At 42.6% G+C, this 26,336-nt stretch carries 24 protein-coding genes and 1 pseudogene; 23 read left to right on the top strand and 2 right to left on the bottom strand.

What is annotated here, in order from left to right:
* The 12 genes and pseudogenes from pstB to KCX82_RS04565 form a co-directional block, all read left to right on the top strand.
* Positions 1–109, top strand: a pseudogene (gene pstB, locus KCX82_RS04625) (phosphate ABC transporter ATP-binding protein); the annotation flags it as partial.
* Positions 109–762 carry a phosphate signaling complex protein PhoU gene (phoU, locus tag KCX82_RS04620; RefSeq protein ID WP_227017268.1) on the top strand — a complete coding sequence of 218 codons (654 nt, stop codon included), beginning with the start codon at positions 109–111 and terminating at the stop codon, positions 760–762. The pseudogene pstB and the gene phoU, both read left to right, overlap by 1 nt.
* 310 nt (positions 763–1,072) lie before the next feature.
* Positions 1,073–1,852: a basic amino acid ABC transporter substrate-binding protein gene (locus KCX82_RS04615; protein WP_227017267.1), complete on the top strand. Its 780-nt coding sequence runs from the start codon at positions 1,073–1,075 to the stop codon at positions 1,850–1,852.
* A 192-nt stretch (positions 1,853–2,044) separates the two neighbouring features.
* The gene (locus tag KCX82_RS04610) at positions 2,045–2,719 is read left to right on the top strand and encodes an amino acid ABC transporter permease (RefSeq protein WP_227017266.1); all 675 of its coding nucleotides are present in this window, start codon (positions 2,045–2,047) and stop codon (positions 2,717–2,719) included.
* Positions 2,703–3,425 (top strand): amino acid ABC transporter ATP-binding protein, encoded by a 723-nt coding sequence (locus KCX82_RS04605; protein WP_227017265.1) that lies wholly within the window; start codon positions 2,703–2,705, stop codon positions 3,423–3,425. The genes KCX82_RS04610 and KCX82_RS04605 overlap by 17 nt, the downstream gene beginning before the upstream one ends.
* 101 nt (positions 3,426–3,526) lie before the next feature.
* Positions 3,527–5,188, top strand: coding sequence for an MBL fold metallo-hydrolase RNA specificity domain-containing protein (locus KCX82_RS04600; RefSeq protein WP_227017264.1), 1,662 nt, complete (start codon positions 3,527–3,529; stop codon positions 5,186–5,188).
* Complete coding sequence (gene udk / locus KCX82_RS04595; RefSeq protein ID WP_227017263.1) at positions 5,181–5,810, top strand: uridine kinase; 630 nt, start codon at positions 5,181–5,183, stop codon at positions 5,808–5,810. Before KCX82_RS04600 ends, udk begins: the two co-directional genes overlap by 8 nt.
* Before the next feature lie 24 nt (positions 5,811–5,834).
* A complete protein-coding gene (locus KCX82_RS04590) occupies positions 5,835–7,340 on the top strand; it encodes a sigma-54 interaction domain-containing protein (RefSeq protein WP_227017262.1) in 1,506 nt (501 codons plus the stop codon).
* Positions 7,341–7,576: 236 nt separating this feature from the next.
* Positions 7,577–8,992 carry an amidohydrolase gene (locus KCX82_RS04585; protein WP_227017261.1) on the top strand — a complete coding sequence of 472 codons (1,416 nt, stop codon included), beginning with the start codon at positions 7,577–7,579 and terminating at the stop codon, positions 8,990–8,992.
* 85 nt (positions 8,993–9,077) lie between these two features.
* Positions 9,078–10,844, top strand: coding sequence for a sodium:solute symporter family protein (locus KCX82_RS04580; RefSeq protein WP_227017260.1), 1,767 nt, complete (start codon positions 9,078–9,080; stop codon positions 10,842–10,844).
* 253 nt (positions 10,845–11,097) lie between these two features.
* On the top strand, positions 11,098–12,888 hold the full coding sequence (locus KCX82_RS04570; protein ID WP_319633331.1) for a sigma-54-dependent Fis family transcriptional regulator: 1,791 nt from the start codon (positions 11,098–11,100) through the stop codon (positions 12,886–12,888).
* A gap of 283 nt (positions 12,889–13,171) precedes the next feature.
* Entirely contained in the window at positions 13,172–14,524 is a 1,353-nt protein-coding gene (locus tag KCX82_RS04565) for an aspartate aminotransferase family protein (RefSeq protein WP_227017259.1), read from the top strand.
* Positions 14,525–14,623: 99 nt separating this feature from the next.
* Here KCX82_RS04565 and rbr read toward each other — a convergent pair whose 3' ends face one another.
* Positions 14,624–15,157, bottom strand: coding sequence for a rubrerythrin (gene rbr / locus KCX82_RS04560; protein WP_227017425.1), 534 nt, complete (start codon positions 15,155–15,157; stop codon positions 14,624–14,626).
* A gap of 228 nt (positions 15,158–15,385) precedes the next feature.
* Between rbr and KCX82_RS04555 the strand changes: the two genes are divergently transcribed.
* The 10 genes from KCX82_RS04555 (at position 15,386) to deoC (ending at position 25,050) form a co-directional block, all read left to right on the top strand.
* The gene (locus tag KCX82_RS04555; RefSeq protein ID WP_227017258.1) at positions 15,386–16,024 is read left to right on the top strand and encodes a CYTH domain-containing protein; all 639 of its coding nucleotides are present in this window, start codon (positions 15,386–15,388) and stop codon (positions 16,022–16,024) included.
* 287 nt (positions 16,025–16,311) lie between these two features.
* Positions 16,312–17,595, top strand: a complete 1,284-nt coding sequence (tig, locus tag KCX82_RS04550; RefSeq protein ID WP_227017257.1) for a trigger factor — start codon at positions 16,312–16,314, stop codon at positions 17,593–17,595.
* A gap of 79 nt (positions 17,596–17,674) precedes the next feature.
* Positions 17,675–18,256, top strand: coding sequence for an ATP-dependent Clp endopeptidase proteolytic subunit ClpP (clpP, locus tag KCX82_RS04545; RefSeq protein WP_227017256.1), 582 nt, complete (start codon positions 17,675–17,677; stop codon positions 18,254–18,256).
* A 13-nt stretch (positions 18,257–18,269) separates the two neighbouring features.
* On the top strand, positions 18,270–19,553 hold the full coding sequence (clpX, locus tag KCX82_RS04540; protein ID WP_227017255.1) for an ATP-dependent protease ATP-binding subunit ClpX: 1,284 nt from the start codon (positions 18,270–18,272) through the stop codon (positions 19,551–19,553).
* A 292-nt stretch (positions 19,554–19,845) separates the two neighbouring features.
* Positions 19,846–22,170, top strand: coding sequence for an endopeptidase La (gene lon, locus KCX82_RS04535; RefSeq protein ID WP_227017424.1), 2,325 nt, complete (start codon positions 19,846–19,848; stop codon positions 22,168–22,170).
* Positions 22,171–22,211: 41 nt separating this feature from the next.
* Positions 22,212–22,799 carry a ribosome biogenesis GTP-binding protein YihA/YsxC gene (gene yihA, locus KCX82_RS04530; RefSeq protein ID WP_227017254.1) on the top strand — a complete coding sequence of 196 codons (588 nt, stop codon included), beginning with the start codon at positions 22,212–22,214 and terminating at the stop codon, positions 22,797–22,799.
* A 4-nt stretch (positions 22,800–22,803) separates the two neighbouring features.
* Positions 22,804–23,145, top strand: coding sequence for a YkvA family protein (locus KCX82_RS04525; protein ID WP_227017253.1), 342 nt, complete (start codon positions 22,804–22,806; stop codon positions 23,143–23,145).
* The gene (hpt, locus tag KCX82_RS04520; protein ID WP_227017252.1) at positions 23,146–23,685 is read left to right on the top strand and encodes a hypoxanthine phosphoribosyltransferase; all 540 of its coding nucleotides are present in this window, start codon (positions 23,146–23,148) and stop codon (positions 23,683–23,685) included.
* A 126-nt stretch (positions 23,686–23,811) separates the two neighbouring features.
* Positions 23,812–24,384 carry a phosphate propanoyltransferase gene (gene pduL / locus KCX82_RS04515; RefSeq protein WP_227017251.1) on the top strand — a complete coding sequence of 191 codons (573 nt, stop codon included), beginning with the start codon at positions 23,812–23,814 and terminating at the stop codon, positions 24,382–24,384.
* Between the two features lie 9 nt (positions 24,385–24,393).
* Positions 24,394–25,050 (top strand): deoxyribose-phosphate aldolase, encoded by a 657-nt coding sequence (deoC, locus tag KCX82_RS04510; protein WP_227017250.1) that lies wholly within the window; start codon positions 24,394–24,396, stop codon positions 25,048–25,050.
* 207 nt (positions 25,051–25,257) lie between these two features.
* Here deoC and KCX82_RS04505 read toward each other — a convergent pair whose 3' ends face one another.
* Positions 25,258–25,593, bottom strand: a complete 336-nt coding sequence (locus KCX82_RS04505) for a winged helix-turn-helix transcriptional regulator (RefSeq protein WP_227017249.1) — start codon at positions 25,591–25,593, stop codon at positions 25,258–25,260.
* Positions 25,594–25,731: 138 nt separating this feature from the next.
* On the opposite strand from KCX82_RS04505, the gene KCX82_RS04500 reads away from it, so the two are divergent.
* Positions 25,732–26,124 carry a pyridoxamine 5'-phosphate oxidase family protein gene (locus KCX82_RS04500; protein ID WP_227017248.1) on the top strand — a complete coding sequence of 131 codons (393 nt, stop codon included), beginning with the start codon at positions 25,732–25,734 and terminating at the stop codon, positions 26,122–26,124.
* Positions 26,125–26,336: the final 212 nt, after the last annotated feature.

Genomic DNA, 26,336 nt, shown 5'->3' with positions numbered 1-26,336 from the left:
CTCTTTCTTTTTAAGCGGCAAGGTAATCGAGACGGACAAAACAGAAGTTATTTTTTCGAATCCAAGTGACAAGAAAACAGAAGATTATATTACGGGGAGGTTTGGATGATGGCAGCAAGACCGCAAATGGATCATGAAATATCTGTCATAACAAATGAATTGTTGGATATGACCAACTTGGTTGAAGAAACCATACGAAATGCAATCAAGTCTCTGGCGGAAAAGAATTCCGATCTGGCCAGGCAAATCATTGACGGGGATGAAGGAATCGATGATTTGGAAGATAAAATTAAAGATAAGTGTTTAAAATTTCTTGCAACACAGCAGCCCCTTGCAGGGGATTTACGCTATATGATTTCCATTATGCAGATGGTACGTGATCTGGAAAGAATCGGGGATCACTGCGAGGATATTGCAAAATATACGCTGCGTTTTGAAAACGAAACCTACATCAAAGAGCTGGTGGATATCCCCAGAATGGCGGATATGTCCGCCAGAATGGTGAAGAATGCCATTGATGCTTTTGTTAACAAGGATCTCAGGCTTGCCAGAAAGGTCTGGAAAGCGGATGAAGAAGTAGATGAACTTTTCAGAAACATCTATGATGAACTGATGGGTATCGTTGATCAAGATGCTAAAAAGGCGAATCAGAGCGTTATGTTTCTGTTCATTGCAGCGCACCTTGAGAGAATTGCAGACTATGCCACCAATATCTGTGAAGAAACAGTCTTTGCGATGGAAGGCAATTATGAAATGGAATAAGATTCATAAATAAATAGAAAAACCAACGATAAAGAAAACATGAAAGAAGAAAACTTGAAAGAAAGAAAACGGAGAGTCATGCGTTTTATAATTCTTTTAAAGTTTTCTTTTTTTCATTATAAAAAAGTATTGCATAAATATTTTAAATAATGTATAATTATACATATAATAAAGTTTCCCAATGAGACTACATAAAGCAGTAGAAATCTACAAATCGAAGATTTGTGATTTCCTTGCATAAGTTCGCCGGCAATTTGCTTCGCAAATTGGGCGAGCTAGTATAAGAAAGAAAGGTTTATAAGGCATGAATATGAAGAAATTATTTGCAGTATTATTGGTATTGGTTATGGTTTTATCCTTTGCAGCTTGCGGAGGCGGAAAAGAAGCAGCAACGGACGATACGGCGGATATTCCTACCTATAAAGTAGCTATGGAACCGACGTTCCCTCCGTTTGATACAATTAATGAAGAAACCCAGGAACTGGATGGTTTTGATTATGATTTAATGAACACAATTGCTGAGGATCAGGGATTTAAGCTGGAATGGGTCAACATGGGATTTGACGGACTGATCCCGGCATTACAGGCTGGTAATATTGATATTATCGCTTCCGGCATGAATGCCAGTGAAGAGAGAAGAGAAAAAGTTGATTTTTCAACAACTTATTATGATTCCGGACTGGTTTTGGCAGTAAAAGCAGGAAATACAGCGATCAAGAGCATTGACGATCTGACTGCAGATATGAAAGCAGGAGGGCAAATCGGTACAACCGGAGCGGATCTGGCAACGGAGCTTTATGAAACCGGAAAAATTAAGGAAGCAAAGATCTACAACGGATTAGACGTTGCCGTAATGGATCTGTTGAACGGAACCATTGATGTATTGATCAACGACCTTCCTGTAACCAAGGCTTATATGGATGCAAAACCAGGAACGATAGAGATCGTTGGTGACGTATTAAATGCTGAATCCTACGGTTATGCCGTAAAGAAAGGCAATACAGAACTTTTGGAGAAGATCAACACCGGTATGCAGAATATGATCGACAACGGAACCTTTGATGAAATATATGCAAAATGGTTTGAATAAAAAGTATGATAGGTCTATTCAAAAATAAGAAATTGAAGTATAATAGAGCGGAAGGTTTGCCTCAGGGCAAACTTTCTGTCTGTTATCAGCCCATACAATTTGCGGATCGAATTGATGGTAAACTTATGCAAGGAAATCACAAATATCGGCTTTCTTGCTTCAGACATACAAATTAAAAGAAGGAGAACGTCGTTGGAAATTTATTTAAAAGGAATTAAAATTGCATACAGCGGAATTTCCGTTACGATGCAAATCACCATATTTGCCGTTTTGCTCGGGGTAATCATCGGACTCTTTGTGGCTTTGGGCAAGATGTCACAGAATAAGGTGGTTCGCGGTATTTTTTCAGTTTATGTGGAGATTTTAAGGGGAACGCCTTTGGTGGTACAGGTCCTGATTATGTACTACGGCATCCCTATGCTGCTCCTGAGCCGGGGGTTTGAGTTCAAATGGGAAAATCCTGTCATAGCAGCGATCCTGGTCTGCGGAATCAACAGTTCCGCCTATGTGGCAGAGATCATAAGAAGCGGCCTTCAGGCGGTGGACAAAGGTCAGATGGAAGCGGCCAGATCCCTGGGAATGAATCATGTGCAAGCCATGCGTTTTATCATTATTCCTCAGGCATTTCGAATCATTCTTCCGGCACTGGCCAATGAATTTATCGCCTTGTTAAAAGAGACGGCAATTTTGAGTGTTATTGCAATCGAAGAGGTGACCCGAAAAAGTATGCTGTGGGCAGCGGCTACCTTTGATGCATGGCCTGCCTATCTGGGAACAGCCTTTGTCTATCTGACCATAACCATACCGCTGTCCAGAATTGTAGCATATATGGAAAGGAGGATGGCACAAAGTGATAGAGGTAAATAATCTGACGAAAGAATTCGGCAGCCTGAAAGTATTGCGGGGCATTACGGAAACCATCCGGGAAAATGAAGTGGTTTGTGTCATCGGACCGTCAGGTTCCGGAAAAAGCACTTTTTTAAGGTGCATCAATCTGTTGGAATCTCCTACTTCGGGAGTCGTAATGATAGACGGAGAACAAATCAACAGAAAAGAGGCGAATATCAATAAGATTCGTCAAAAGCTGGGCATGGTGTTTCAAAATTTCAATCTCTTTCCCCATATGACCACTTTGGAGAACATCACCATCAGTCCGATTCGGATCAATAAAGTACCAAAAGCCGAGGCGGAAAAGCAAGCCTTGGAGCTGCTTAAAATGGTCGGCTTGCAGGATAAGGCCCGGGTTTACCCTTCCTCTCTGTCCGGCGGGCAGAAACAGCGTGCGGCCATTGCCAGAGCCCTGGCCATGAAGCCGGAAATCATGCTCTTTGATGAGCCTACTTCAGCCCTGGATCCTGAAATGGTAGGAGAAGTACTGCAGGTTATGAGAGATCTTGCCCATCAGGGAATGACCATGGTGATCGTGACCCACGAAATGGGCTTTGCCAAGGAAGTGGCGGACAGGGTTCTGTTTATGGATGAAGGTGTCATCGTAGAACAGGGTACGCCGGAAGAAATCTATGGGAATCCTCAAAATGAAAGAACAAAGAGCTTTTTAAGCAAGGTGCTGTAGAAGACATAAAGACGAAAGCTTCTTTTTTTGTTTTGTTTTTTATTTTATCCGATGTATAATGATGACAGAAGCAGTCATAAGTTTCATAATAGGGGGAAATAATGATGAATATCAAGTTTTTAGGAGCAGCAATGTCTGTAACCGGATCCTGCCATCTTATCACTACGGATCGATACAAAATACTGTTTGATTGCGGTCAGTTTCAAGGAAGCAAGGCTTTAGACGAGCTGAATTTCGGAGATTTGGGTTTCGATCCCAGGGAGATTGATTTCGTGATATTAAGCCACGCCCATATAGATCACAGCGGAAGGATTCCGCTGCTTACAAACCGTGGTTTCAAAGGAAAGATTTACTGCACCGATGCCACTGCAGACCTGGTTAATATCATGTTGAAGGATAGCGGATATATTCACGAGAAAGAAGCGGAATGGACCAATCGGAAGGCCGAACGGTCAGGAAAAGCAATGGTGACGCCGCTTTACACCTTCAATGACGCGGTTGCTTCTTTGGAGTATTTACAGCCGGTACTTTATGGACAGATGATTGAAGTCAATCAGGACATCAATCTAAGATTTCATGATGCCGGTCATATTCTGGGATCAGCAATCACGGAGCTATGGATCCGAGAAAACGGAAAAGAAACCAAAATCGTATTTTCAGGAGACCTTGGAGTAAAAAACAAACCTATATTAAGGGATCCGCAAACGATAGAAGAAGCTGATTATCTGATCATGGAAACCACTTATGGGGACCGGGTTCATGAGTCCAATGTGAAAAGCCTGGAACAATTTATCGACATCATATTAAAAACAATTAAGAGAGGCGGAAATGTAATCATTCCATCATTTGCTGTGGGGCGTACCCAGGAGCTGATTTATCAATTAAATATGTTTTATGAACAGCATGAGGAATACAAGGAAGAATTGGATAAGGTAATGGTCTATGTAGACAGCCCTCTTGCCACCAGTGCAACGGAGATCTTCAGAAGGAATGCCCAGGTGTTCGATGACGAGACGAGAGAATACATCCTGAAAGGCGACAACCCTCTGGATTTCAAAAATTTGAAATTTACCAGAACCAGTGAAGAATCCAGACAGCTCAACTTTAATACCCAGCCTAAAATTATTATTTCTGCCAGCGGCATGTGTGAAGCCGGCAGAATAAAGCATCATTTGAAGCATAATCTATGGAATCCGAAGACAAGTGTGGTATTTGTAGGATACCAGGCAGAAGGCACCCTCGGCAGATCCATTGTGAATGGGGATAAAGATGTTACCATTTTCGGAGAGAAGATACATATCAATGCTGAAATCTATTATTTAGAGGGATTTTCCGGCCACGCAGACCGGGATGGCCTGCTGGAATGGCTGTCAGGATTTCAAAGACCGCCGAAGAAGACATTTTTAGTTCATGGAGAAGAATCCTCCAAAACTGGATTTTCTTTTTTAGTAAAACAAACCTTGGGTTATGATTGCATCGTGGTGGAAGATGTATCCGAATATAATCTGGATGAAGATGTACGGGTCAGCCTCGAAGATGTGAGGAGCAGAGTGGCCACGGAAGAGCAGATGATGCAGGTGAAAGACAAGCTTTCCAGGATCCACGATGAGCTTGAAACCATCTTATACAATACCCATTTGGCAGTAAATGACAGTGCCTCCGGTGAGCGGATCCGGGAAATTTCAAATATCATCCTGGAGCTGGAGAAAAGCTCAATTCAGCTTGGTTCAACGGTTACAAAGGAAGAGGCCGCCAATGAGTAAAGCTATTATTATCGGAATTGCAGGGGGAACCGGCTCTGGTAAGACAACGATGATCAATCGTATTAAAAAAGAATTTAATAATGAGATTACCATTCTCAGCCATGATTTTTATTATAAGGAAAACAGCCATCTGCCCTTTGAGGAAAGGGAAAAGTTGAATTATGACCATCCCAATTCCTTCGATACCGACTTAATGGTAGAACATATCAAGCAGCTGAGGAACGGAGATCCCGTTGAACGGCCAGTTTATGATTTTGTCATTCATAACAGAAAGAAAGAAACGGTTACGGTACAGCCTGCAAGAGTGATTATTGTGGAAGGTATCCTGATATTTGAAAATAAAGATCTTATGGACTTGTTTGATATCAAGGTTTTCATCGATACCGACCCGGATGTGAGAATTATCAGAAGAATCCTCAGAGACGTGCGGGAACGGGGAAGAAGCCTGGATTCTGTCATCAATCAGTATATGACCACGGTAAAACTGATGCATGAGCAGTTTGTGGAACCCAGCAAGAAGAATGCGGATATCATTATTCCTGAGGGGGGCTATAATATAGTGGCCTTGCAAATGCTTAACGACAGGATCAAATCCCTGCTGATGAGGCCGGATGGACAATAAGTCCCGGCGGTAGGAGAATTCGAAATGACGTTGGAAGAGTTTTATAAGGAAATCCTCGATAAAATTGAATCTTACAGACATGTGATCGGTAAAATCGGATTTTGCCTGCCTGAAAATCAATTGCTGGAAAGGAAGCCTTCCACTCCGGAAGAAGCGTTAAAAGCGATTGATACGATTATCAACTCCAGCAAGGAACTGAATCAGATTTTCGAGAGCAGCCCGGATAGCATTTTTGTAGCCGACGGAGAGGGAAGAACTTTAAGAGTCAATAAATCCTTTGAACGGATTGCTGCCCTTTCCCGGGAGGAGGTCCTTGGCAGGAACGTTACCGACATCGAAGAGGAAGGAATTTTCAAACCTTCGGTTTGCCGCCTGGCTCTAAAAGAGAAGAGAAGTGTTTCCGTACTGCAAAGAATTAACGACGGCGGAGATATCATCGTAACCGGAGTTCCTGTTTTTAACGAAAATGGGAAGCTATTCCGGGTTATCACCAACGCTTTTCCAATGGAAATGGTAAAGACTCTGACATCCTATATTGCCAACAACCAGAAATTAGCCGGCAGCTTTCAGGAAGCGGTTCCAAAGATCATTGCCGAGAGCGATGAAATGAAAGCAGTAATCAATCTGGCGAATATGATTAAGAATACGGAATCCAGCATATTGATTACAGGAGAGACGGGCGTCGGGAAAAGTGTCGTGGCAAAATATATCCATGAAAGCAGCAGCCGCAGTAAAAACAGAATGATGGAAATCAACTGCGGTGCCATTCCTCAGACACTTTTGGAATCGGAGCTGTTTGGTTATGAAGGCGGCGCTTTTACCGGAGCGGATCGGAAGGGAAAGCCAGGGTTGATTGAACTGAGTGACGGCGGGACTTTGTTTCTGGACGAAATCAGTGAGCTGCCTCTGCTGCTGCAGGTCAAGCTCCTGCATTTTCTGCAAAATAAAAAATTGACCAGAGTCGGAGGCACTAAGGAAATCACCATGAATTCCAGAATTATTGCTGGCAGCAATAAGATGCTGGAGGCCGAGGTGGAAGCGGGAAAATTTCGCTCAGACTTATATTACCGGTTGAATGTAATTCCCATCGTCATCCCTCCGTTAAGAGAAAGGAAAGCGGATATCAAACCGGCGGCGCTGTTCTTTCTGGATAAATATCTGAAAAAGTACAATAAAAATTTCGAAATCACGGAAGGTTTCCTGGAAAGTCTGATGAAAAGACCGTGGAAAGGAAATATGCGCGAATTGGAAAATTATATCGAACGGGTAGTGGTGACCAATGAATCGAGTTATCTGTTGAAAGAAAGAGACCCGGAGGAGACCGGAGATCGGGAGGCTCAAAATGAGCAAAATACAAACAGCGGCAGAAAACTAACACTATCCTGTGCCATAGATGAAATGGAACGTGATTTGATCGTCAAAACCTATGAGAAGTATAAGAGCAGCTATAAGGTGGCGAAAGAATTAGGAATCAGCCAGGCAACCGCATACAGAAAGATCAAAAAATATATTGAATCAATTCAAGAATGAATTACATAAGCCATAAATGAATTAAAAATACCTTGCGTAGAAATGTAAATTTTACACGAGGTATTTTTTTTTAGTGCTGCATCGTGAATTTTCAGACATTTCGGTAAAATGAATAGGGCTTTGCTCTGGATTGGCATAAATATTGCGGATTATAGATTGTGATATCACAAAAATAATTCATATATGAATTAACTAATTCTTAGCTGGCTTGTACAAAGCGTGAAAGGAGTTCCTACATGTCTGATAAACTGGAAGAAATAAAACACTTTCTTATGGTATGGAATGATAGCAACGAAGAGAAATACCACCTGGCGGCAAAAGAAATCTGGGAGAACCCCGAATTATCCATGCAAGAATTTAAATCTTCAGCCATATTAATAAGATTGCTTGAAGAAAACGGATTTATTGTAGAGAAAAATGCGGCAGGAATGCCAACGGCATTTATTGCAGCCTTTGGTGAAGGAAAACCTGTGATTGGAATCAATGCGGAATATGATGCTTTGCCGGGCCTGTCACAGAGCGATTCCGACCTGACAAAGACAGCCATAAAAACCGGGGCGCCAGGGCATGGCTGCGGGCATAATCTTCTGGGCAGTGCGGGAGTCAAGGCCGCAATAGCGGTCAAAGAAGCCATGGTGCGGTATAAATTACCGGGAACCATAAAAGTGTTGGGTTCGCCTGCGGAAGAACTGTGCCTGGGTAAGCCGTTTCTGGGAAAAGAGGGCTGTCTTGAGGGATTTGATGCTATTTTAGACTGGCACCCATGGTCCTATAATAAAGCGAATTATGACAGCTGCTGCGCCTATTTCAGTGTGAAGTTTCATTTCAAGGGGAAGACCGCCCACGGCAATTCGCCCTGGCATGGCAGAAGCGCTTTGGATGCAGCCATGCTGCAGGCACACGCTGTGGAAATGCTGAGAGAACATATTTATCCGGGTTGCCCGCCGGATGCTGCAAATACCATTAACTACACGTTGACAAACACCGGGCCGGAGTTTCCCAGTGTCGTTCCGGATACGACAACGGCGTGGTATGTCGGAAGATTCATTACAACGGAAGATGCCGGAAATGCACTGGAACGCATTACAAAATGTGCAAAGGGCGCTGCCATGTCAACGGAAACGGAGGTAGAAAGGGAGCTGATTGCAGCCACTCATCACAAGATTCCCAATAAGGTGCTTGCAGAAGTGGTTCATCAAAACTTTCTTCGGGTGGGCCCTCCCGCATTTACGATGGAAGAACAAGAGGCCGCGAAAAAGATTCAGCAGGAAATGGGTATTCCCCAGACTGGACTTGCCACTGAAATTCTGCCATTTGAAGGCGGATACACAGTGGTATGCGATACTTCGGAATACAGCTGGAATGCTCCATATGCCGCCCCATGGATTGCAATGGCACCGGAGAATACCGGGTGGCATCACTGGGGTGTGGCTCGATGTGCTGCTGATACCATGGGTCAGAAAAGCATGGATACGGCTGCAAAAGTCATCGCGCTTTCAGCTGTTGAGCTTATCTGCGAAAAGGATGTGCTGAAAAGAGCAAAAGAAGAATTTGACGAAAGACTGGATGGGAGATCGTATACCTGCCTCCTGCCTGAAGATTATAAAGCACCGGTCGGCTTAAATGCAGACATTATGAGCAAGTATCGGTGAATGAAGCATTTGTCATCCGTTTGCAGATGACTGAGGAATGAAAGATAACTTTCATATTATAAAGAGAAAAGAAAGGAGAACTGAAATGGGTACCGTAACAATTTCCATGATCGTCCTGATCATTTTAGTTATTGCATTTATTGGTGCGGGAATTTGGTTTAAGAGACTGGCAACTTCGGCAGATGACTTTTTGCTGGCCGGAAGAAAAGCACCTTTTTGGCTTCTGGCTACGGCTTATCTTGGGGGATATGTGGGAGGCGCCAGCGTCTCCGGATATGTAGGGATAGGATTCACCTCGGGAATATCCGGTATGTGGGCATCCTTGTTCGTCGTGTCCGGCTGTGCGCTGTTTATTGTTTTGTTTTCGAGGAGATTAAACTATTTCGGAAGAAAAACAGGCGCAGTCACCATCGCGGATTTTGTATGTGCAAGATATGGTGAATCCCTAAGATTGCCTGTCGCTATCGTTGGCTTTATGAGGCCGGGGTTTTTAACAGGAATGCAGTTCCTTGCCATAGCGGTTGTAATGAACATTGTCTTTGGTACGAGTATTAAAATTGGAGTTATTGCATCCGCAGCCATTATTTTGTTCTATCTTATTACCGCAGGACAGTATTCCGCACTCATTACGCAATGGTTCCAATCTGTGCTGCAGTCGGCGGGCATCATCCTTTTTTCCTTAGCTGCTTTCAAGGCCATCGGCGATCCGACCACGGTAACAAATGCATTTTATGAGATATTGCCGGAAAACTTCGTCAACTTCTGGGCGATTAATCCTTCCGTATTCACCGTCTATCTTTTGACACTCGGTTTATTCTACCTGGTGGATCCGTGGATTTATATGTGGTCATACATAGGGGAATCACCAAAAGTAAGTTCAAACGGCATGCTGGCGGTATTAGGCGGCTCCTATTACAACGTCCTTCCATTTTTAGCCGGCATGGCAATCCTTGTAGGGGCGACCACCGGAAAAATATCTGTTCCGGAGGGGCTCACTGGAGATGCTCTTTATTCCTGGTTCGCGATTCATTTCACCGGTACGGCAATGGGGGTAGTCATTCTTGTTGGTCTGTTAATGACCATTATTTCCTGCGGCTCTTCTTTTGCCATGAACGGTGTAACCATACTGACCAGAGACATCTATCAAAAGTGCATCAATAAGAAAGCTACAGACAAACAAACCATACTGGCAAGCAGGATCTCGCTGGTTGTCGTAGTCGTTATCGGTATCGTAAGTGCTTTGTGGCTGCCGATCTTAGTTCCTCTTTGGGTATTGGCACAGGCAATCGGTATTTCAGGATTGTTTGCCACCACCATAAGCGCATGGTTCTGGAGAAGATCTACCACAAAAGGGGCATTGGCTTCCACGATCTGCGGGGGACTTGCGGCCTTTTCCTGGGCAATGATGGCATGGGTGACAACGGGAAGCCCCGGATCTCTCGTATATGGCTTGCATGCGGCGCATATCGGACTTTTGGTATCCATTCCCATGATGATCATTGTCAGTCTGGCTACGAAACCTGAATATGAGCTGACTGAAGCTACCAGCTATAAAGTGCTTGGTGAAGAAATGAAGACTACAAACCTTATCCGGGAAGAAGATAAACAGACAAGAGAAGGTATTTTTGGATGGCTCGGAGCAGAAACTTCAGGCTGGAAATCTTTCTGGGTTGTCGTATTTACCATTTTTGCCCTGCATTATATCTTATCTTTCTTCTTCTCCAATCAGGCTATGGGCCTGGGGATGGTTTGGATTGCATTTGTGGTAGGTGTCGTGATGATCTTTATGCTTACCATACTCGGAGGCAGAGATATTATAGATATGGTAAAATCAAGTAAAACAATCCGGTAACATAACATGTGTAATGATTGAAGGGCTGCTGTTTTTTGCTGCGGCCTTTCATCATTTCATAGCATTTTTGCCCAACTCGCTTGATTTGCCCCAAACTCGCTTGATTTGGCCAAAAGGACAGCGGCGAGCAAAGCCGCCGAACGGAACAATGATTATTAAAAATAAGAAATTTGTCTCAAATCTGTTCCTAAACAAAAAAATTTGGTATAATATACAGAAATACTTAATTCTTGAGTTGTGTCAGGAGGATCAGATGTCTTTATTGAAAGAAATTGCGCCAAGTGTGCAGCAGGTGGCGGAAGCGATTGCCATTGCCATCGGTGTTGAGGTAGAAATCGTAGACAACCAGCTCACGATAGTGGGAGGCACAGCCGTATATACAAACAGGATCGGCCAAAAGGAAGAAGCTGGAGAGCTGGACGGAAACTACCTTTATGCAAGAGTACTAAGAAGCGGAATGACGGAGTATGTAGCAGATGCAATCAGTGATCAATATTACGGAAATCCCGGTGATGGCTATAATGAACTGGCCGAAATCTGTACACCGATTAAATCGGACAACCAGATCATTGGGATTATTGGTTTAGTTGCTTTAAATGAACAACAGAAGGCAATTCTTTTAGATAAAAACAGAAGTATGGTAACCTTTGTTGAAAAGATGGCAGATTTACTGGCAGCGAAGGTAATGCAGAAAGTAGCGCTGAATAATATCGAGCTGAGCATGAACGAGATGGCGACTGTTCTGGAAACCACCCATGAAGGGATCTTTGCCATTGACAGCAAAGGCTATATCCGGCACTGCAACTATATGGCCGAAGAACTTTTTAAAACTACCAAGGACGATATGATCGGCAGCCATATCAGTAAATTTATGAGGGGTACGCCTGCTTTGGAAGTGCTGCGTTCCGGCAACGGCTACACGGAAAATGAAGAGGTCTACACAAATGACAGAGGCAGCTTCCATTTTATCGTGACGGCAAAACCCTTCTTTACGGAAAGCAAAGTGGCAGGAGTTGTTATTTCCTTTCGTGATATTGAAGAGGCACAGAAACTGGTCTATAATATCAATACCAGAGCGCTGAAGTATACCTTTGATGATATCATGGGAGAGAGCGAGGCGATCAGAAGGGCTAAGAACCAGTCGCTTATTACTGCCAGGGGAAATTCCACCGTTTTGATTACAGGAGAAAGCGGCACCGGAAAGGAGATGTTTGCGAAAGCGATACACTATTCCAGCTCCAGAGCCAAGGGACCTTTCATAACGGTAAACTGCGGCGCCATACCCGAGAATCTGCTGGAAAGTGAGCTGTTCGGATATGAAAAAGGCGCCTTCACAGGGGCCAATGACAAAGGAAAATTCGGAAAGTTTGAACTGGCCAACGGAGGGACCATTTTTCTTGATGAAATCGGAGACATGCCCCTGCATCTCCAGGTAAAAATTCTTCATGTACTCCAAAATATGAGGTTTGAAAGAGTTGGGGGCAACAAGGTCATCATCGTAGATGTAAGAGTGATTGCAGCTACCAATAAAGATTTGGAAGAAATGATACGGGAAGGTACCTTCCGGGAGGATCTCTATTACCGGCTTAGTGTCATTCCCCTTACCATTCCGCCTTTACGCGGCAGGAGATCGGATATAAAACTGCTGATGTATCACTTCCTGAATAAATACAATACCTTTATGAATAAAAAGATCAAAGGCTTTACGGAAGAGGTGGAGCGTCTTTACGAGTCTTATGATTGGCCGGGAAACGTCAGAGAGCTGGAAAATGCAGTGGAATACGGCACCAACATGGCTTTTGGCGATACCATAGGTATCGACGCGGTTCCCGCAAGATTGTTAAAGGATGAACTCAATTTAATACAAATTGAAGACAGTGATCTGCCCCTTAGCGAGCAGGTAAGATTTTATGAAAAGGAAATTCTTTTACGGAAACTGAAAAAGTATGGAAGCAACAGCAATGCTAAGGATAGAGTGGCCAAAGAACTGGGCCTCAGCAGAGCGACCCTTTACCGAAAACTTGCAGAATTGGATATAAAATAGGAAAAAAGAGGATGCTTTTTTCTCATATGTGAGAAGTTTTTTTCCACTTTTGTAAACAATCATAAAAAGTGAATTTGCAGTAGTCCTTAGAGCCCTGAAATTGCAAGGGTTTTCTGATATAATAATTTTTTTCAATAAAATATTTCTTCGGCATGAAATTTGTATGCTACAAGAAATGGAATCAAATCATACAATTGGCTTTTGCCAACATTAGTTCAATCGTTTTTAAAAAGCATATGTACAATCTATTATTGACATATGGAAAAAAAGGAGGATACAAAAAATGTTAAGAGATGCTTTACCAAAAATAGTTACTCCGCTCCCGGGTCCAAAGGCAAAGGAAATTATCGACAGACGTGCTAAAGCAATGCCCAATGCAATCAAATGCATTTACCCATGCGTAATCGCCAGAGGTGAAGGAGCTATGTTCGAAGACGTTGACGGCAATATTTTCCTCGACTGGATTGGCGGAGTTGGCGTACTGAATATCGGATACAGCAATCCTGAGGTTATTGATGCGGCAAAAGCACAAACTGAAAAATATTTCCATGCAATGATGAACATCACCACTCATGAGAGATACATAGAACTTGCTGAAAAAATGAACAGCATCGTTCCTGTAAAAGGAGATTCCAAGAAAACCATGTTCGTTAACAGCGGTGCCGAAGCTGATGAAAACGCTGTAAAAATTGCGAAGAGCTATACCGGAAGACCAAATATTATTGTTTTCTCCGGTGCTTTCCATGGCAGAACCATGATGACCATGACCATGACGGCGAAAAAAGCATACGCTATCGGTATGGGTCCATTCCCGGATGGTATTTACAGAGCTGAATTCCCGAATATGTATAGAAAACCTGCAGGCTTAACAGATGAAGAAGCCATTGAATATTATGTGAAAAAACTGGAAGAAGTGTTTGTGGATGCTTCTCCTGCTCAATATGTTGCAGCCATCGTATTTGAACCGATCCAGGGAGAAGGCGGATTCGTACCGGCTCCGATAGAATGGGTAAAAGCTGTAAGAGAAATTTGTGATAAATATGGCATTCTGATGATTACCGACGAAGTACAGACGGGCTTTGCACGTTCCGGCAGAATGTTTGCTTCCGAATATTATAAAGAAGCAGGCTGTGCTCCTGATATTATGACCAGTGCGAAATCCATCGCAGGTGGACTTCCTCTTTCCGCAGTAACGGCCAGAACAGAAATCATGGATGCCGTTACCCCTGGTACTATCGGCGGAACCTATTGCGGTAACCCTGTTTCTTGTGCTTCGGCTTTAAAGCTTATCGAAGTAATGGAAAGAGAAGATTATCCTGGAAAAGCGTTGAAGATCGCAGATAAATGCATGAAGAGATTCAATGAATGGAAAGAAAAATATGAAGTAATCGGAGATGTCAGAGGCGTTGGCGCTATGATGGGTGTTGAATTTGTTACGGACAAAGCATCAAAGAAGCCAAATGCAGACCTCGTAAATGCTATCGTAAATGAAGCTGTTCAGCATGGTCTTCTTCTTGAAAGTGCAGGGACATACGGAAATGTTATCAGATTCCTCTGTCCTCTCTGTGTAACAGACGAGCAGCTGGAAGCTGGTCTGGACATTTATGAAAAGGCTATCCAGAAGTGCATAAAATAAGGATACCTATCTTTGTATATTGAAAAAATAAAATACTTCTAAAGGCAAAGATACCGGATATAGGAAAACGCTTATATCCGGTATTTTCTATAAAAAACCTTACCAGTTTTCAGCTTTTACCTGGAAGTAGGCCTGTGGATGCTGGCAGACCGGGCATACCTCGGGAGCCTTTGTTCCCTCCATGATATGTCCGCAGTTTCTGCAGATCCAAGTGACTGTTTCCGGTTTTTCAAATACGGCATTGCTTTCCAGATTGTGGAGAAGTGCCAGAAATCGTTCTTCATGGTGCTTTTCGATCTCGGCGACTTTTTCAAACAGATAAGCAAAATTGGTAAACCCTTCCTCCTTTGCATCCTTTGCAAAGCCGGCATACATGTCGGTCCATTCGTAATGCTCACCCTCCGCAGCATGCTTCAGGTTTTGCTTTGTATTTCCGATTCCGTTCAATGCTTTAAACCAGATTTCTGCGTGTTCCTTTTCGTTTCCGGCTGTCTCTTCGAAAAAGGCGGCGATTTGTTCGTAACCTTCTTTTCTTGCAACTGAAGCGAAATATGTGTATTTATTTCTGGCTTCTGATTCGCCGGAAAAAGCATTTCTTAAATTTTGATCCGTTTTTGTTCCTTCTAATTTCATGGGTACCTCCGTTAATTTTATCATTTCATCAATGGTTGATTGGCTCTTACCAACCATTATTTCCAGCAAACAGGAAATTATTACAGTCCGCGAACATAGAATTCACAAAAGCGCCCCTCTTTTTCAGTTGTATTTTATGACTGATTATGGTAATATTATATGACATAAAAGACATAAGTTCATATAGAAGCAAAGTGCGTAAGATAAGGATATAAGGAAAGACGAGATATGGAAATTGAAATGAAGTACAGCATAGGGGATAAAGAGACTGCTAAGCGCATTTGGGATGATGAGTATCTTTTGGGCATAGAAGAGAAAGACTCAAGAGAAAAAGTTTTTATGAAGGCTTCATACTTTGACACTGACGATTATATATTATCAAAAAATGATATTGCTTTTCGTATTCGTATGGAAGGCAACCGTATCGTTGCTTCACTGAAGTGGAATGGAGAAAGCGTAGACGGACTTCATACCAGAGAAGAAATCAATGTTCCGGTGAATGATGAGGCTTGTTTCATCATGCCGGATTCAGAAATTTTTAAAGAAAGTGATATCGGTCAGTATATGATAGAGCTGGTGAAAGGCAAACCGTTGCACAGCCTGCTGGAAACCCGGTTTTTAAGAAGCAAGCTTCGGGTAGATACAGGCAAGAGCATCTGTGAGGTGGCCATTGACGAAGGAGATATCATTACTGATTTCGGAACGCTTCCGATTTGCGAAATGGAAATAGAGCTTTTTTCAGGGGAAAAAGAAGATGTAAGAAATATAGGCGCGGTTTTAGCTGAAAAGTATGGCTTGGCAGCCGAGGACCGGAGCAAATATGCAAGAGGGTTAAAGCTTTTGGAAGAGAATAAATATATCGGATAAGAAGAGAAGCTTACCTTTACATGTTTAAAAATAGTATGGAACGTAAACAATAAAACGAAAGAAAAAAATAGCTGTGAAAACAGCTATCTTTTTTATACGTCTTCGGCGGAAGCGGCAAACTGCATTTTGTCCTTAAAGGAGAGCGGAGAGAAAAAATTGCTTCTTTCTTAATAACCCTTTACATTACATAATTGAAAAGGTATAATAATATGCGCGCATTATGCGTTTCAGACCAATGGGTATCCATTGGTCTTATAGATGTTTATAATATTAGGAGGATGAAATAAATGAAATCAACTTTTATCTCAAAAGAAAAAAATGAAGTAAAGTTCACAATGGAATTTACTGCAGAAGAATTTGAGAAGGCAGTAAATGATGCCTATCAGGCTACCAAGGGTAAATATGTAGTGGACGGCTTCAGAAAAGGGAAGGCTCCAAGAAAACTCATAGAAGCGCGTTACGGAGAAGACGTATTTTTTGAAGATGCTATTAATCAGATGTTCTCCAAGGGTTATCCGGCAGCTCTTGATGAGCTTGCAATCAACCCGGTTGACAGACCATCTGCTGACTTTGATAAAATTGAAAAGGGCGAGGGCTTCAAGGTTACCATTACTGTTACTGTAAAGCCTGAATTTGAAGTAAAGGATTACAAAGGGGTAAAAGTTACGAAAGTAGAGCATGCGATTACGGATGAAGATGTCAATAAAGAATTGGAATCTCTGCAGAAGAGAAATTCCAGACTGGTAGCGGTAGAGAGACCTGCACAGGATGGAGATACGGTGCTCATTGACTATGCAGGATTTGTCGGAGAAGAACAATTTGAAGGCGGTACCGCTGAGAGACAGCCTCTGACCCTTGGTTCCGGCACTTTTATTCCAGGCTTTGAAGAACAGCTGGTGGGTGCTGTTGTCGGAGAAGAAAGAGACGTTAAGGTGACTTTCCCAACGGAATATCACAGCACTGATCTTGCAGGCAAGGAAGCCATATTTAAGTGCAAGGTTCATGAGATCAAAGAAACCGAAAAACCTGAGCTGAACGATGAATTTGCCAAGGATGTCAGTGAATTTGACACACTGGAAGAACTGAAAAAGGATTCCAGAGAAAAGCTGGAGAAAACTGCTGCATCCAAAGCGGAATATGAAACAAAGAATGCTGTTTTGGAAAAGGTTTATGAAGCCAATGAAATTGACATTCCTGAAATCATGGTAGAGGATCAGATTGACGAAATGATGCAGGAGTTTGATCAGCAGCTCAGATACCAGGGACTTGACCTTCAGAAGTATTTTGAATATCTGCAGAAAGATCCGAAGGAATTCAGAGGAGAACTCAGAGCAGATGCTCATAAGAAAGTAAAGACCAGATTGGTTGTAGAAGCAGTTGCAAATGCTGAGAAACTTGAGGTTTCTCAGGAAGAAATCGACGCAGAATTAAAAGCCATGGCTGACCAGTATAAGATGGAAGTTGAAAAACTGAAGGAAGCTATGCAAGCTGAAAACATGATGTATCTGGAAAAAGATATTAAAATGAGAAAAGCTGTTGATTTCATGTTTGAAAATGCTATAGTTGAGTAATATATAGTAATATAAAATAGAATACTAATCTTTAATTAGCAAAAACAGTACTATAATGAGTGAAAAGGGGGTAGATGAAATGACACTGATACCAATGGTGGTAGAACAAACCAATCGAGGTGAGAGGTCATATGATATCTATTCGAGACTTTTAAAGGATAGAATCGTATTCTTGGGTGAGGCTGTTGATGAACATACGGCAAGTCTTATAGTGGCTCAGCTTTTATTCCTGGAATCCGAAGATCCGGATAAGGATATCAACTTCTATATTAACAGCCCAGGCGGCTCAGTAACGGCAGGATTGGCCATCTATGATACAATGCAATATATTAAGCCGGATGTTTCGACGATTTGTATTGGAATGGCTGCCAGCATGGGTGCATTTTTACTTTCTTCAGGGGCGAAGGGAAAGAGATTTGCACTGCCGAATGCTGAAATTATGATTCATCAGCCTTTAGGAGGAATCAATGGTCAGGCGGAAGATATCAGAATTCATGCGGATCATATCATAAAGACAAGAGAAAAATTAAACAGAATCTTAAGTGAAAATACCGGTCAGGATCTCACACAAATAGAAAAAGATACCGACAGAGACAATTTCATGGATGCAGAAGCCGCAGTAAAGTATGGGATTATAGATAAGGTAATGAAAAGAAAGTAAGGGGGTTTAGCGCATGAGCAAATATGATGCTACAAAACAACTGAAATGTTCATTTTGCGGAAAGCCGCAGGATCAAGTGCGAAGACTTGTGGCTGGACCAAATGTATATATTTGTGATGAATGCATTGAACTTTGCCAGGATATCATCAAAGAGGAATTTTCAAATTCTCTGGATGAATCCGGCAATTCATCTGCTAAGTTTGAACTGCCGAAACCCAAAGAGATTGCCGGCATCCTGTCTGACTATGTCATAGATCAGGATAATGCCAAAAAATCTCTGGCAGTTGCTGTTTATAATCATTACAAAAGAGTGAACAGCCTGGGTAAATTAGATAATGACGGCGTAGAAATTCAAAAAAGTAATATCGTTATGATCGGTCCTACCGGATCGGGCAAAACACTGCTGGCACAAACCCTGGCAAAAATTTTGAACGTTCCTTTCGCCATCGCCGATGCTACTGCGTTGACAGAAGCCGGCTATGTTGGTGAGGACGTTGAAAATATTCTGCTAAAACTGATTCAGGCAGCGGATTACGACATTGAAAAAGCGCAAAAAGGAATCATCTACGTAGATGAAATTGATAAAATTGCCAGAAAATCCGAAAATCCTTCCATCACAAGAGATGTAAGCGGGGAAGGCGTTCAGCAGGCGCTGCTGAAGATTTTGGAAGGCACCGTCGCCAGTGTACCTCCTCAGGGGGGCAGGAAGCATCCGCATCAGGATTTTATCCAGTTTGACACTACCAATGTATTGTTCATATGCGGCGGGGCTTTTGACGGCTTGGATAAGATCATTCAAAGAAGAGTTGGAGAGAAGACCATCGGCTTTAATGCAGATATCAAATCCTCGAAGATGGAAGCTTCTGAAATCCTGAAACAGGTGCAGGCGGAGGATCTGCTGAAATACGGCTTAATCCCCGAATTCATCGGAAGACTGCCGGTAATGGTAACCTTGGATGAATTATCAAAAGAAGCTTTGGTACGCATCATTAAAGAACCAAAGAATGCGATTCTGAAGCAGTATAAAAAGCTGTTCCAGATGGATGGCGTAGAATTGGAGATTGAAGATGATGCCATCTCCAGAGTAGCGGAAAAAGCAATCGAAAGAAAAACGGGAGCCAGAGGTCTAAGAAGTATATTAGAGCACGTTATGACAGATATTATGTATGAACTCCCATCGAGAGAGGACATCAGAAAGTGTATCATAACAAAAGGAACAATTGATTATAACACGGGGCCGGCGCTAGTGCTTGTAGAGGCAAAACGAAACAAGAAGAACGAAGAGACTGCATCATAAGAACAGGCGGCTTTATGCCGCCTGTTTTTGTTCAGAATGATATACGGATTCACTGTTTTTGCCGGAATTATTTTTCAAAGGGGATTTGAAACAGGAGGATAATATGACAGAAAAAGAGGAAAAGAAAAAGGGCAGAAAAAAAGAAGAACTGAAAGAAGAGAAAGAGAGCCTGCAGGAAGCGGCTGAAGCAGATTTTGCAGAGGAGCCGGAGGGAATACTGGGGCAGATTGGAGAAGCAATTTCCGAGGAAGCAGAGGAAGAAGAAGAAGTGAAAGATGCTTCTGTGAAAAACATGCCGATGATTCCTCTTAGGGGCTTGTCTATCTTCCCTTATATGGTGCTTCATTTTGATATAGGGAGAGAAAAATCCATCAGTGCGTTGGAAAAGGCCATGATGATGAATCAATTGGTATTTCTTTCAGCACAAAAGGATGCTGACACAGATCTTCCGACACATGATGATTTTTATAAAATAGGAACCATTGCTAAAATAAAGCAAATGCTTAAATTACCAGGGGATGCAATTCGAGTTTTGGTGGAAGGCGTCAGCAGAGGAGAAATCCGGGATGTCATCTTCGAGGTGCCATATTTCAAATGTGCCATTAAGAAAATTGCAGAACAAGAGTATGATGAGCTTCCGGCAAAAATTGTTGCTTTGATGCGTTCAACCCTGGGGAATTTTGAGACCTATCTGGATCTCAATCCAAAGGTTTCTCAGGATATCTTCCCCTCAGTAGCTTCCATAGATCAGCCGGGCAGACTGGCGGATATCATAACCTCCCATCTGGACATAAAAACCGATGAGAAGCAGAGAATCCTGGAAGCCTTCGACCCGGAAGAGAGACTGGAAATTTTAAATGAGATCCTCAGCAAAGAAATAGAGATCCTGACCATTGAACAGGATATCAATATTAAGGTTCGTTCTCAGATCAACAAGGTTCAGCGGGAATATTACCTGAAAGAGCAAATGAGAGCCATTCAGGAGGAACTGGGGCAGGATGGTGCCATTGAAGACGAAATCGATGAGTGGCTGAAGCAGTTGAAAAAGCTGAAGCTGGCTCCGAAAATTTCGGAAAAGGTGGAGAAGGAGATCAAGCGTCTGTCAAAGATACAGCCCTCTTCCGCCGAAGGCGGCGTCATCAGGACGTATATTGAATGGATTTTGGCGTTGCCATGGAATAAAACCTCAAAAGGCACCATAGATTTGAAGGTGGCACAGAAAATTCTGGACGAAGATCACTACGGCCTGGAAAAGGTGAAAGAGCGTGTGCTCGAATATCTAGCGGTGATGCAGTTGTCTAAAAGCATGAAGGCCCCCATTCTTTGTCTGGTAGGTCCGCCGGGTGTAGGAAAAACCTCTGTGGCCAGATCCATTGCCAGAGCTGTAAACAGAGAATTTGTAAGAATGTCTCTGGGTGGTGTCAGGGATGAAGCGGAGATCAGAGGCCATAGAAGAACGTATATCGGTGCCATTCCCGGCAGAGTGATCTCAGCTATCAAGGAAGCAGGAACCAAGAATCCGGTATTCCTGTTCGATGAGGTTGACAAAATCGGTGCGGATTTCAGAGGAGATCCTGCCTCTGCGCTGCTCGAAGTCCTTGACCCGGAACAGAATAAAGAATTCGGAGATCATTACCTTGAGATTCCCTTTGATCTATCTCAGGTTATGTTTATTACAACGGCAAATACCACGGATACCATTCCAAGACCGTTGCTGGACAGAATGGAAGTGATTCAGGTACCCAGTTATACGGAAGAAGAAAAGGTGAAAATCGCCGAGCGGTATCTGGTACCTAAAAAAATTAAAGAGCATGGATTGAAGGATGAAAACCTCACCGTGTCGGAGACCACCATAAGAAGCATTATCAATTATTATACAAGGGAATCCGGCGTCAGAAACCTGGAACGGGAAATTGCCAACGTATGCCGTAAGGCTGCCAGGAAGATCGTTGAGGGTGATGCCACAAGAATTCGAATTTCTGCCAATAATATTGAATCTTATCTTGGCAAAAAGAGGTATCGATATGATATTATAGAAGGGGAGAACGAGATCGGTGTAACAACAGGTCTTGCCTGGACAGTAGTGGGCGGCGACACTCTGTTTATTGAAACTACCTTGATTCCCGGTAATGGAAAACTGGTCTTGACCGGACAGCTTGGAGAGGTGATGCAGGAATCTGCGAAGGCAGGAATCAGCTATATTCGCTCCATCAGCAAAGAGCTTGGCATCAATGAGGATTTCTATAAAGAAAATGATCTGCATATTCACATTCCGGAAGGGGCTACACCAAAGGACGGTCCTTCTGCCGGAGTAACCATGTGTACAGCCATTATCTCCACTTTAACGCAGATTCCTGTGAGGAAAGATGTCGCCATGACAGGTGAAATTACCCTGAGAGGCAAAGTTCTTCCTGTCGGCGGAATCAGAGAAAAAGTACTGGCTGCACACAGAGCCGGAATCAAGAAGGTGCTTCTGCCTGCAGACAATGCCGTGGATATCGAAGAAATCCCTGCAAATGTGAGAAAGAAGCTTGAATTTGTATTGATTAATAACGTGAGTGAAGCTTTGGAACATGCTTTAATGAAAAAAGTAGAACTCGATGATGATAATCATTGAATCATCGTGAATGCTTAGGATATGATATAAGGAAACAAAAGATGATCATTAAAAAAGCCGATCTGGTAGCAGTAGCAGTGAAAAAAAGCCAATATCCGGAAGATGAGATGAAGGAAATCGCTTTTGCAGGAAGATCTAACGTTGGAAAATCCTCACTGCTGAATCTACTGGTGAACAGAAAAAATCTTGCCAGAGTCAGCGGCAGCCCGGGAAAAACCAGAACCATCAATTTCTATCAAATCAATGACAGCTTTCGCATCGTTGATTTGCCTGGCTATGGCTATGCCAAGGTTTCCAAGTCCGTTACGGAAAATTGGGGAGATATGATAGAAAGCTATCTTGCAGGCAGGCATAGTTTGTTGAAAGTTATTCAATTGGTTGATATCAGGCACACCCCAACAGCCCAGGATGTCCAGATGTACGAATGGCTGAAGCATTACGGACTGGACGGGATCGTGGTGGCGACCAAAGCCGATAAAATATCGAGAAATGAATTGAGCAAAAATATCGGGGTGATAAGAAAGACCCTGGGACTTTCTGCGGAAGATAAAGTAATCCCGGTTTCCTCTTTAAAGAGAACGGGATATGATGAGCTTTTCGTAGAATTGGATAGGCTTTTGGAGGAATAAGGCGATGCAATTTATTTTTTTCCAGGTGTTGATCAAAAGAATAAAAGCGATCAAATTCTTTTTGAAGGATAAAGCAGTCCCGAAGCGAAAAAAAATCATTATCATCGCCGGGATTCTTTATCTTCTCATGCCCATTGATCTGATCCCCGCACCCATTTTACTCTTCGGATTTGTAGATGATATCGTTCTTTGGACCTTTATCATCTGGTATCTGAAGGATGAACTGGATAAATACTGGCTGGGAGAGGTAGAGGTCAAGCCTGAAAAAAAATATCGCGGAAAGAAAATCATAGACGACGTTAAATTTGAAGTGGAAAAGGAAGATGTAAAAGAGGAGCAAAAGTAGATGGAAAACAACTGTACATTCGGAGAAGTAGTGATAACAGAGGAACAACTGAAACAGCGTATCAAGGAACTGGGCGCACAGATTTCAAAAGATTATGAGGGAGAGGAAATTCTGGTCATTGGTATTCTTAAGGGTGCTGTTCTGTTTTTAAGCGACTTGATCAGAGAAATTACGGTAGACACCAAAATCGATTTTATGGCAGTAACCAGTTATGGAGCCTCCACAAAAACCTCCGGAGTCGTTCGAATCTTAAAAGACCTGGATACAGGAATCGAAGACCTGAATGTCATCATTGTGGAAGACATCATAGATTCCGGGATAACCCTGCATTATCTGAGAGATTATCTTCTGGGAAGAATGCCGAAGACTTTAAAGATATGCACTTTATTGGATAAACCGGAAAGAAGGGAAACGGACATCAAGGCGGATTATACGGGCTTTGAAGTGGAAAACAAGTTCATCGTAGGCTACGGACTTGATTTTGATCAGAAATACAGAAATCTTCCCTATATTACTTGTCTTGAGGAAGGCACAAAGTAACCGGCATCCCGGTTATTCAGAAGTCAGAGCGTCATGTAACAAAATAGTAAACGATAATTTAATATCAATAGCAGTAGAAATCTACAAATACAATATTTGTGATTTCCTCGAAAGGAGAAAAAGGAAATGGGTTACAAAGCAGAAGTAGGATTATCAAACAAGCACCTTCATTTAAAGAGTGAAGATATTGAGGTTTTGTTCGGCAAGGGACATACACTGACACCCACCAAGCCTCTAAAGCAGCCTGGTCAGTTTGCCTGTGAAGAAAAGGTGGACATTGTAGGACCTAAAGGCGTTTTAAAGGGTGTTAGAGTTCTGGGTCCGGCCAGACCGGAAACTCAGGTAGAACTTGCAATGACAGATGCAAGAGCCATCGGGGTAACCGCGCCGATCAGAGAATCCGGGAAACTGGATGGAACTCCGGGATTAAAGCTGGTTGGTCCTGTCGGAGAGGTGACTCTTGACCATGGTGCGATCATTGCATTGAGACATATTCATCTATCTCCTGCCCAGGCTATAGAAGCCGGCGTTAAGGATAAAGATATTGTAAGCATTAAATTTGAGGGTGAAAGAGGATTGGTCTTTGACAACGTTCTTGTTCGTTCCGGAGAAGGGCATGAAAGCGAGATCCATCTGGATACCGATGAAGGTAATGCTGCCGGCCTCGCAAACGGTGTTTTGGGAGAGATTATTAAATAGGAGTAAGTGATGAAAAAATTAAATCAGTATTTCGATCATACAATTTTAAAGCCTGAAGCAACAGAAGAAGATGTGATCAAACTATGTCAGGAAGCAAAGGAATATGGATTTTATGCTGTCTGCGTAAATTCCTGCTATGTACCTTTGGCAAAAAAGGAGCTGGAAGGCAGCGATGTAAAAATTGCATCCGTAATCGGTTTTCCTTTAGGTGCCTGCAGCAGTGATGTGAAAGCTTATGAAACGGATTGGGCATGTAATGAAGGTGCTGATGAAATTGATATGGTGATCCATGTGGGAGCACTGAAAGAAAAGCGTTATGAATATGTCAGAGATGATATCAATATCGTTGTGGCAATAGCAGATGAACACGACGCTATCGTAAAGGTCATCCTGGAAACCTGTCTTCTGACTGACGATGAGATCGTTAAGGCTTGTGAACTTGCCGGTGAGGCAGGAGCTGCTTTCGTGAAAACTTCAACGGGCTTTTCCAAATCAGGAGCCACGGCTCATCATGTGTCACTTATGAAGAAAACCGTAGGAGATTCTATGGAAGTAAAGGCTTCAGGCGGAATCAGAGATCTGAAAACTACCATGGAAATGATCGAAGCAGGGGCTGACCGTATTGGGGCCAGTGCATCAGTTCAGATCATGAAGGAAAGCCAATAAGAGAAAAAGAACATAAATAGAAGCGGCTGGCTATATCCTGGCAATTCCCTCAGCCTTCGAATGTTAGATTCTATAAAGAGGTACATTCGAAGACTTTGAAGTCATTGCCATGACATAGCCAGCCGCTTCTTTTTTAGTTCTTGAATTTACTCTGCAAAATTTATGATACGGTTTGCCTTCATAACTGGAGGTTAACAGGGGCAGTGCTCATAAGACCTGATTTTTAAGAAATTCTATATACTGACTGCCCCAAGTTTCCAAAGAGTCTAAAACCGGCATAAATTGCTTTCCGAGTTCACTTAAAGAATATTCTACTTTAGGTGGTATCTGATTATATACGGTTCTGATAATTAATCCGTTTTCTTCCATCATACGAAGCTGTTTCGTCAGAGTTGCCTGGGTCAGGCTGGGAAGCTCCCGCTGCAGCTCGTTGAAACGCATCGTTTTGATGCTTAAACGATGTAAAATGAGCAAAGTCCACTTGCCTGTAAGTATTTTTTGAGCGGTTACAAAGGGACAAATTCCAAATAAGTCTTCTTCCATATTTCCTCCAATAGTATCATTTAAGATACTTACTATACTAAAAAATCGTACTTGAAGTGTATGTTGTACAATATATAATAGTATTGTTAAAAGGATGAATTGTCAATCCTAAATTTATAAAGGAGAAATGAGTGAATAATGGAAAAAATTTATGAGTTTTTAAAAAAGTGCGATACTTATTATCTTGCAACGGTGGATGGTGATCAGCCAAGGGTGCGGCCTTTTGGTACGGTTAATATTTTTGAGAATAAGCTTTACATCCAAACCGGCAAGGTGAAGAATGTATCTAAGCAAATCGGAAATAATCCGAAAATAGAGATTTGCGGTATGGCGGATAACAAATGGATTCGAGTGGAAGCCATTGCTGTGGAAGACGATAGAATTGAACCCAAAAGGGCTATGCTGGAGGCCTATCCGACATTGAAATCAATGTATTCGGCAGAGGATGGCAATACCCAGACATTGTATTTAAAAGATGCTACGGCGACCATCTACTCTTTTACAGAAGAACCCCAAGTAATAAAGTTTTAATATCTCTGCGATTATCTGTATGGATTACTGGTCCCTAACGATAACATACCCACGATGTTCCCTTAGGAAGCCTCCTCTGGTTAGGTTGATTAAACGAAAAGAGAGCGATTCGTATATTTGCAATGACTTCGAGGATGAGAATGCACGCCGGCTGTTCCTAACGATAACATACCCACGATGTTCCCTTAGGAAGCATTGGCCGCATTCCAGCC

It is taken from the genome of Sinanaerobacter chloroacetimidivorans (genome assembly GCF_018128545.1).
GTDB lineage: Bacteria > Bacillota > Clostridia > Peptostreptococcales > Anaerovoracaceae > Sinanaerobacter > Sinanaerobacter chloroacetimidivorans.
This window is presented reverse-complemented; position numbering and strand designations above follow the sequence as displayed.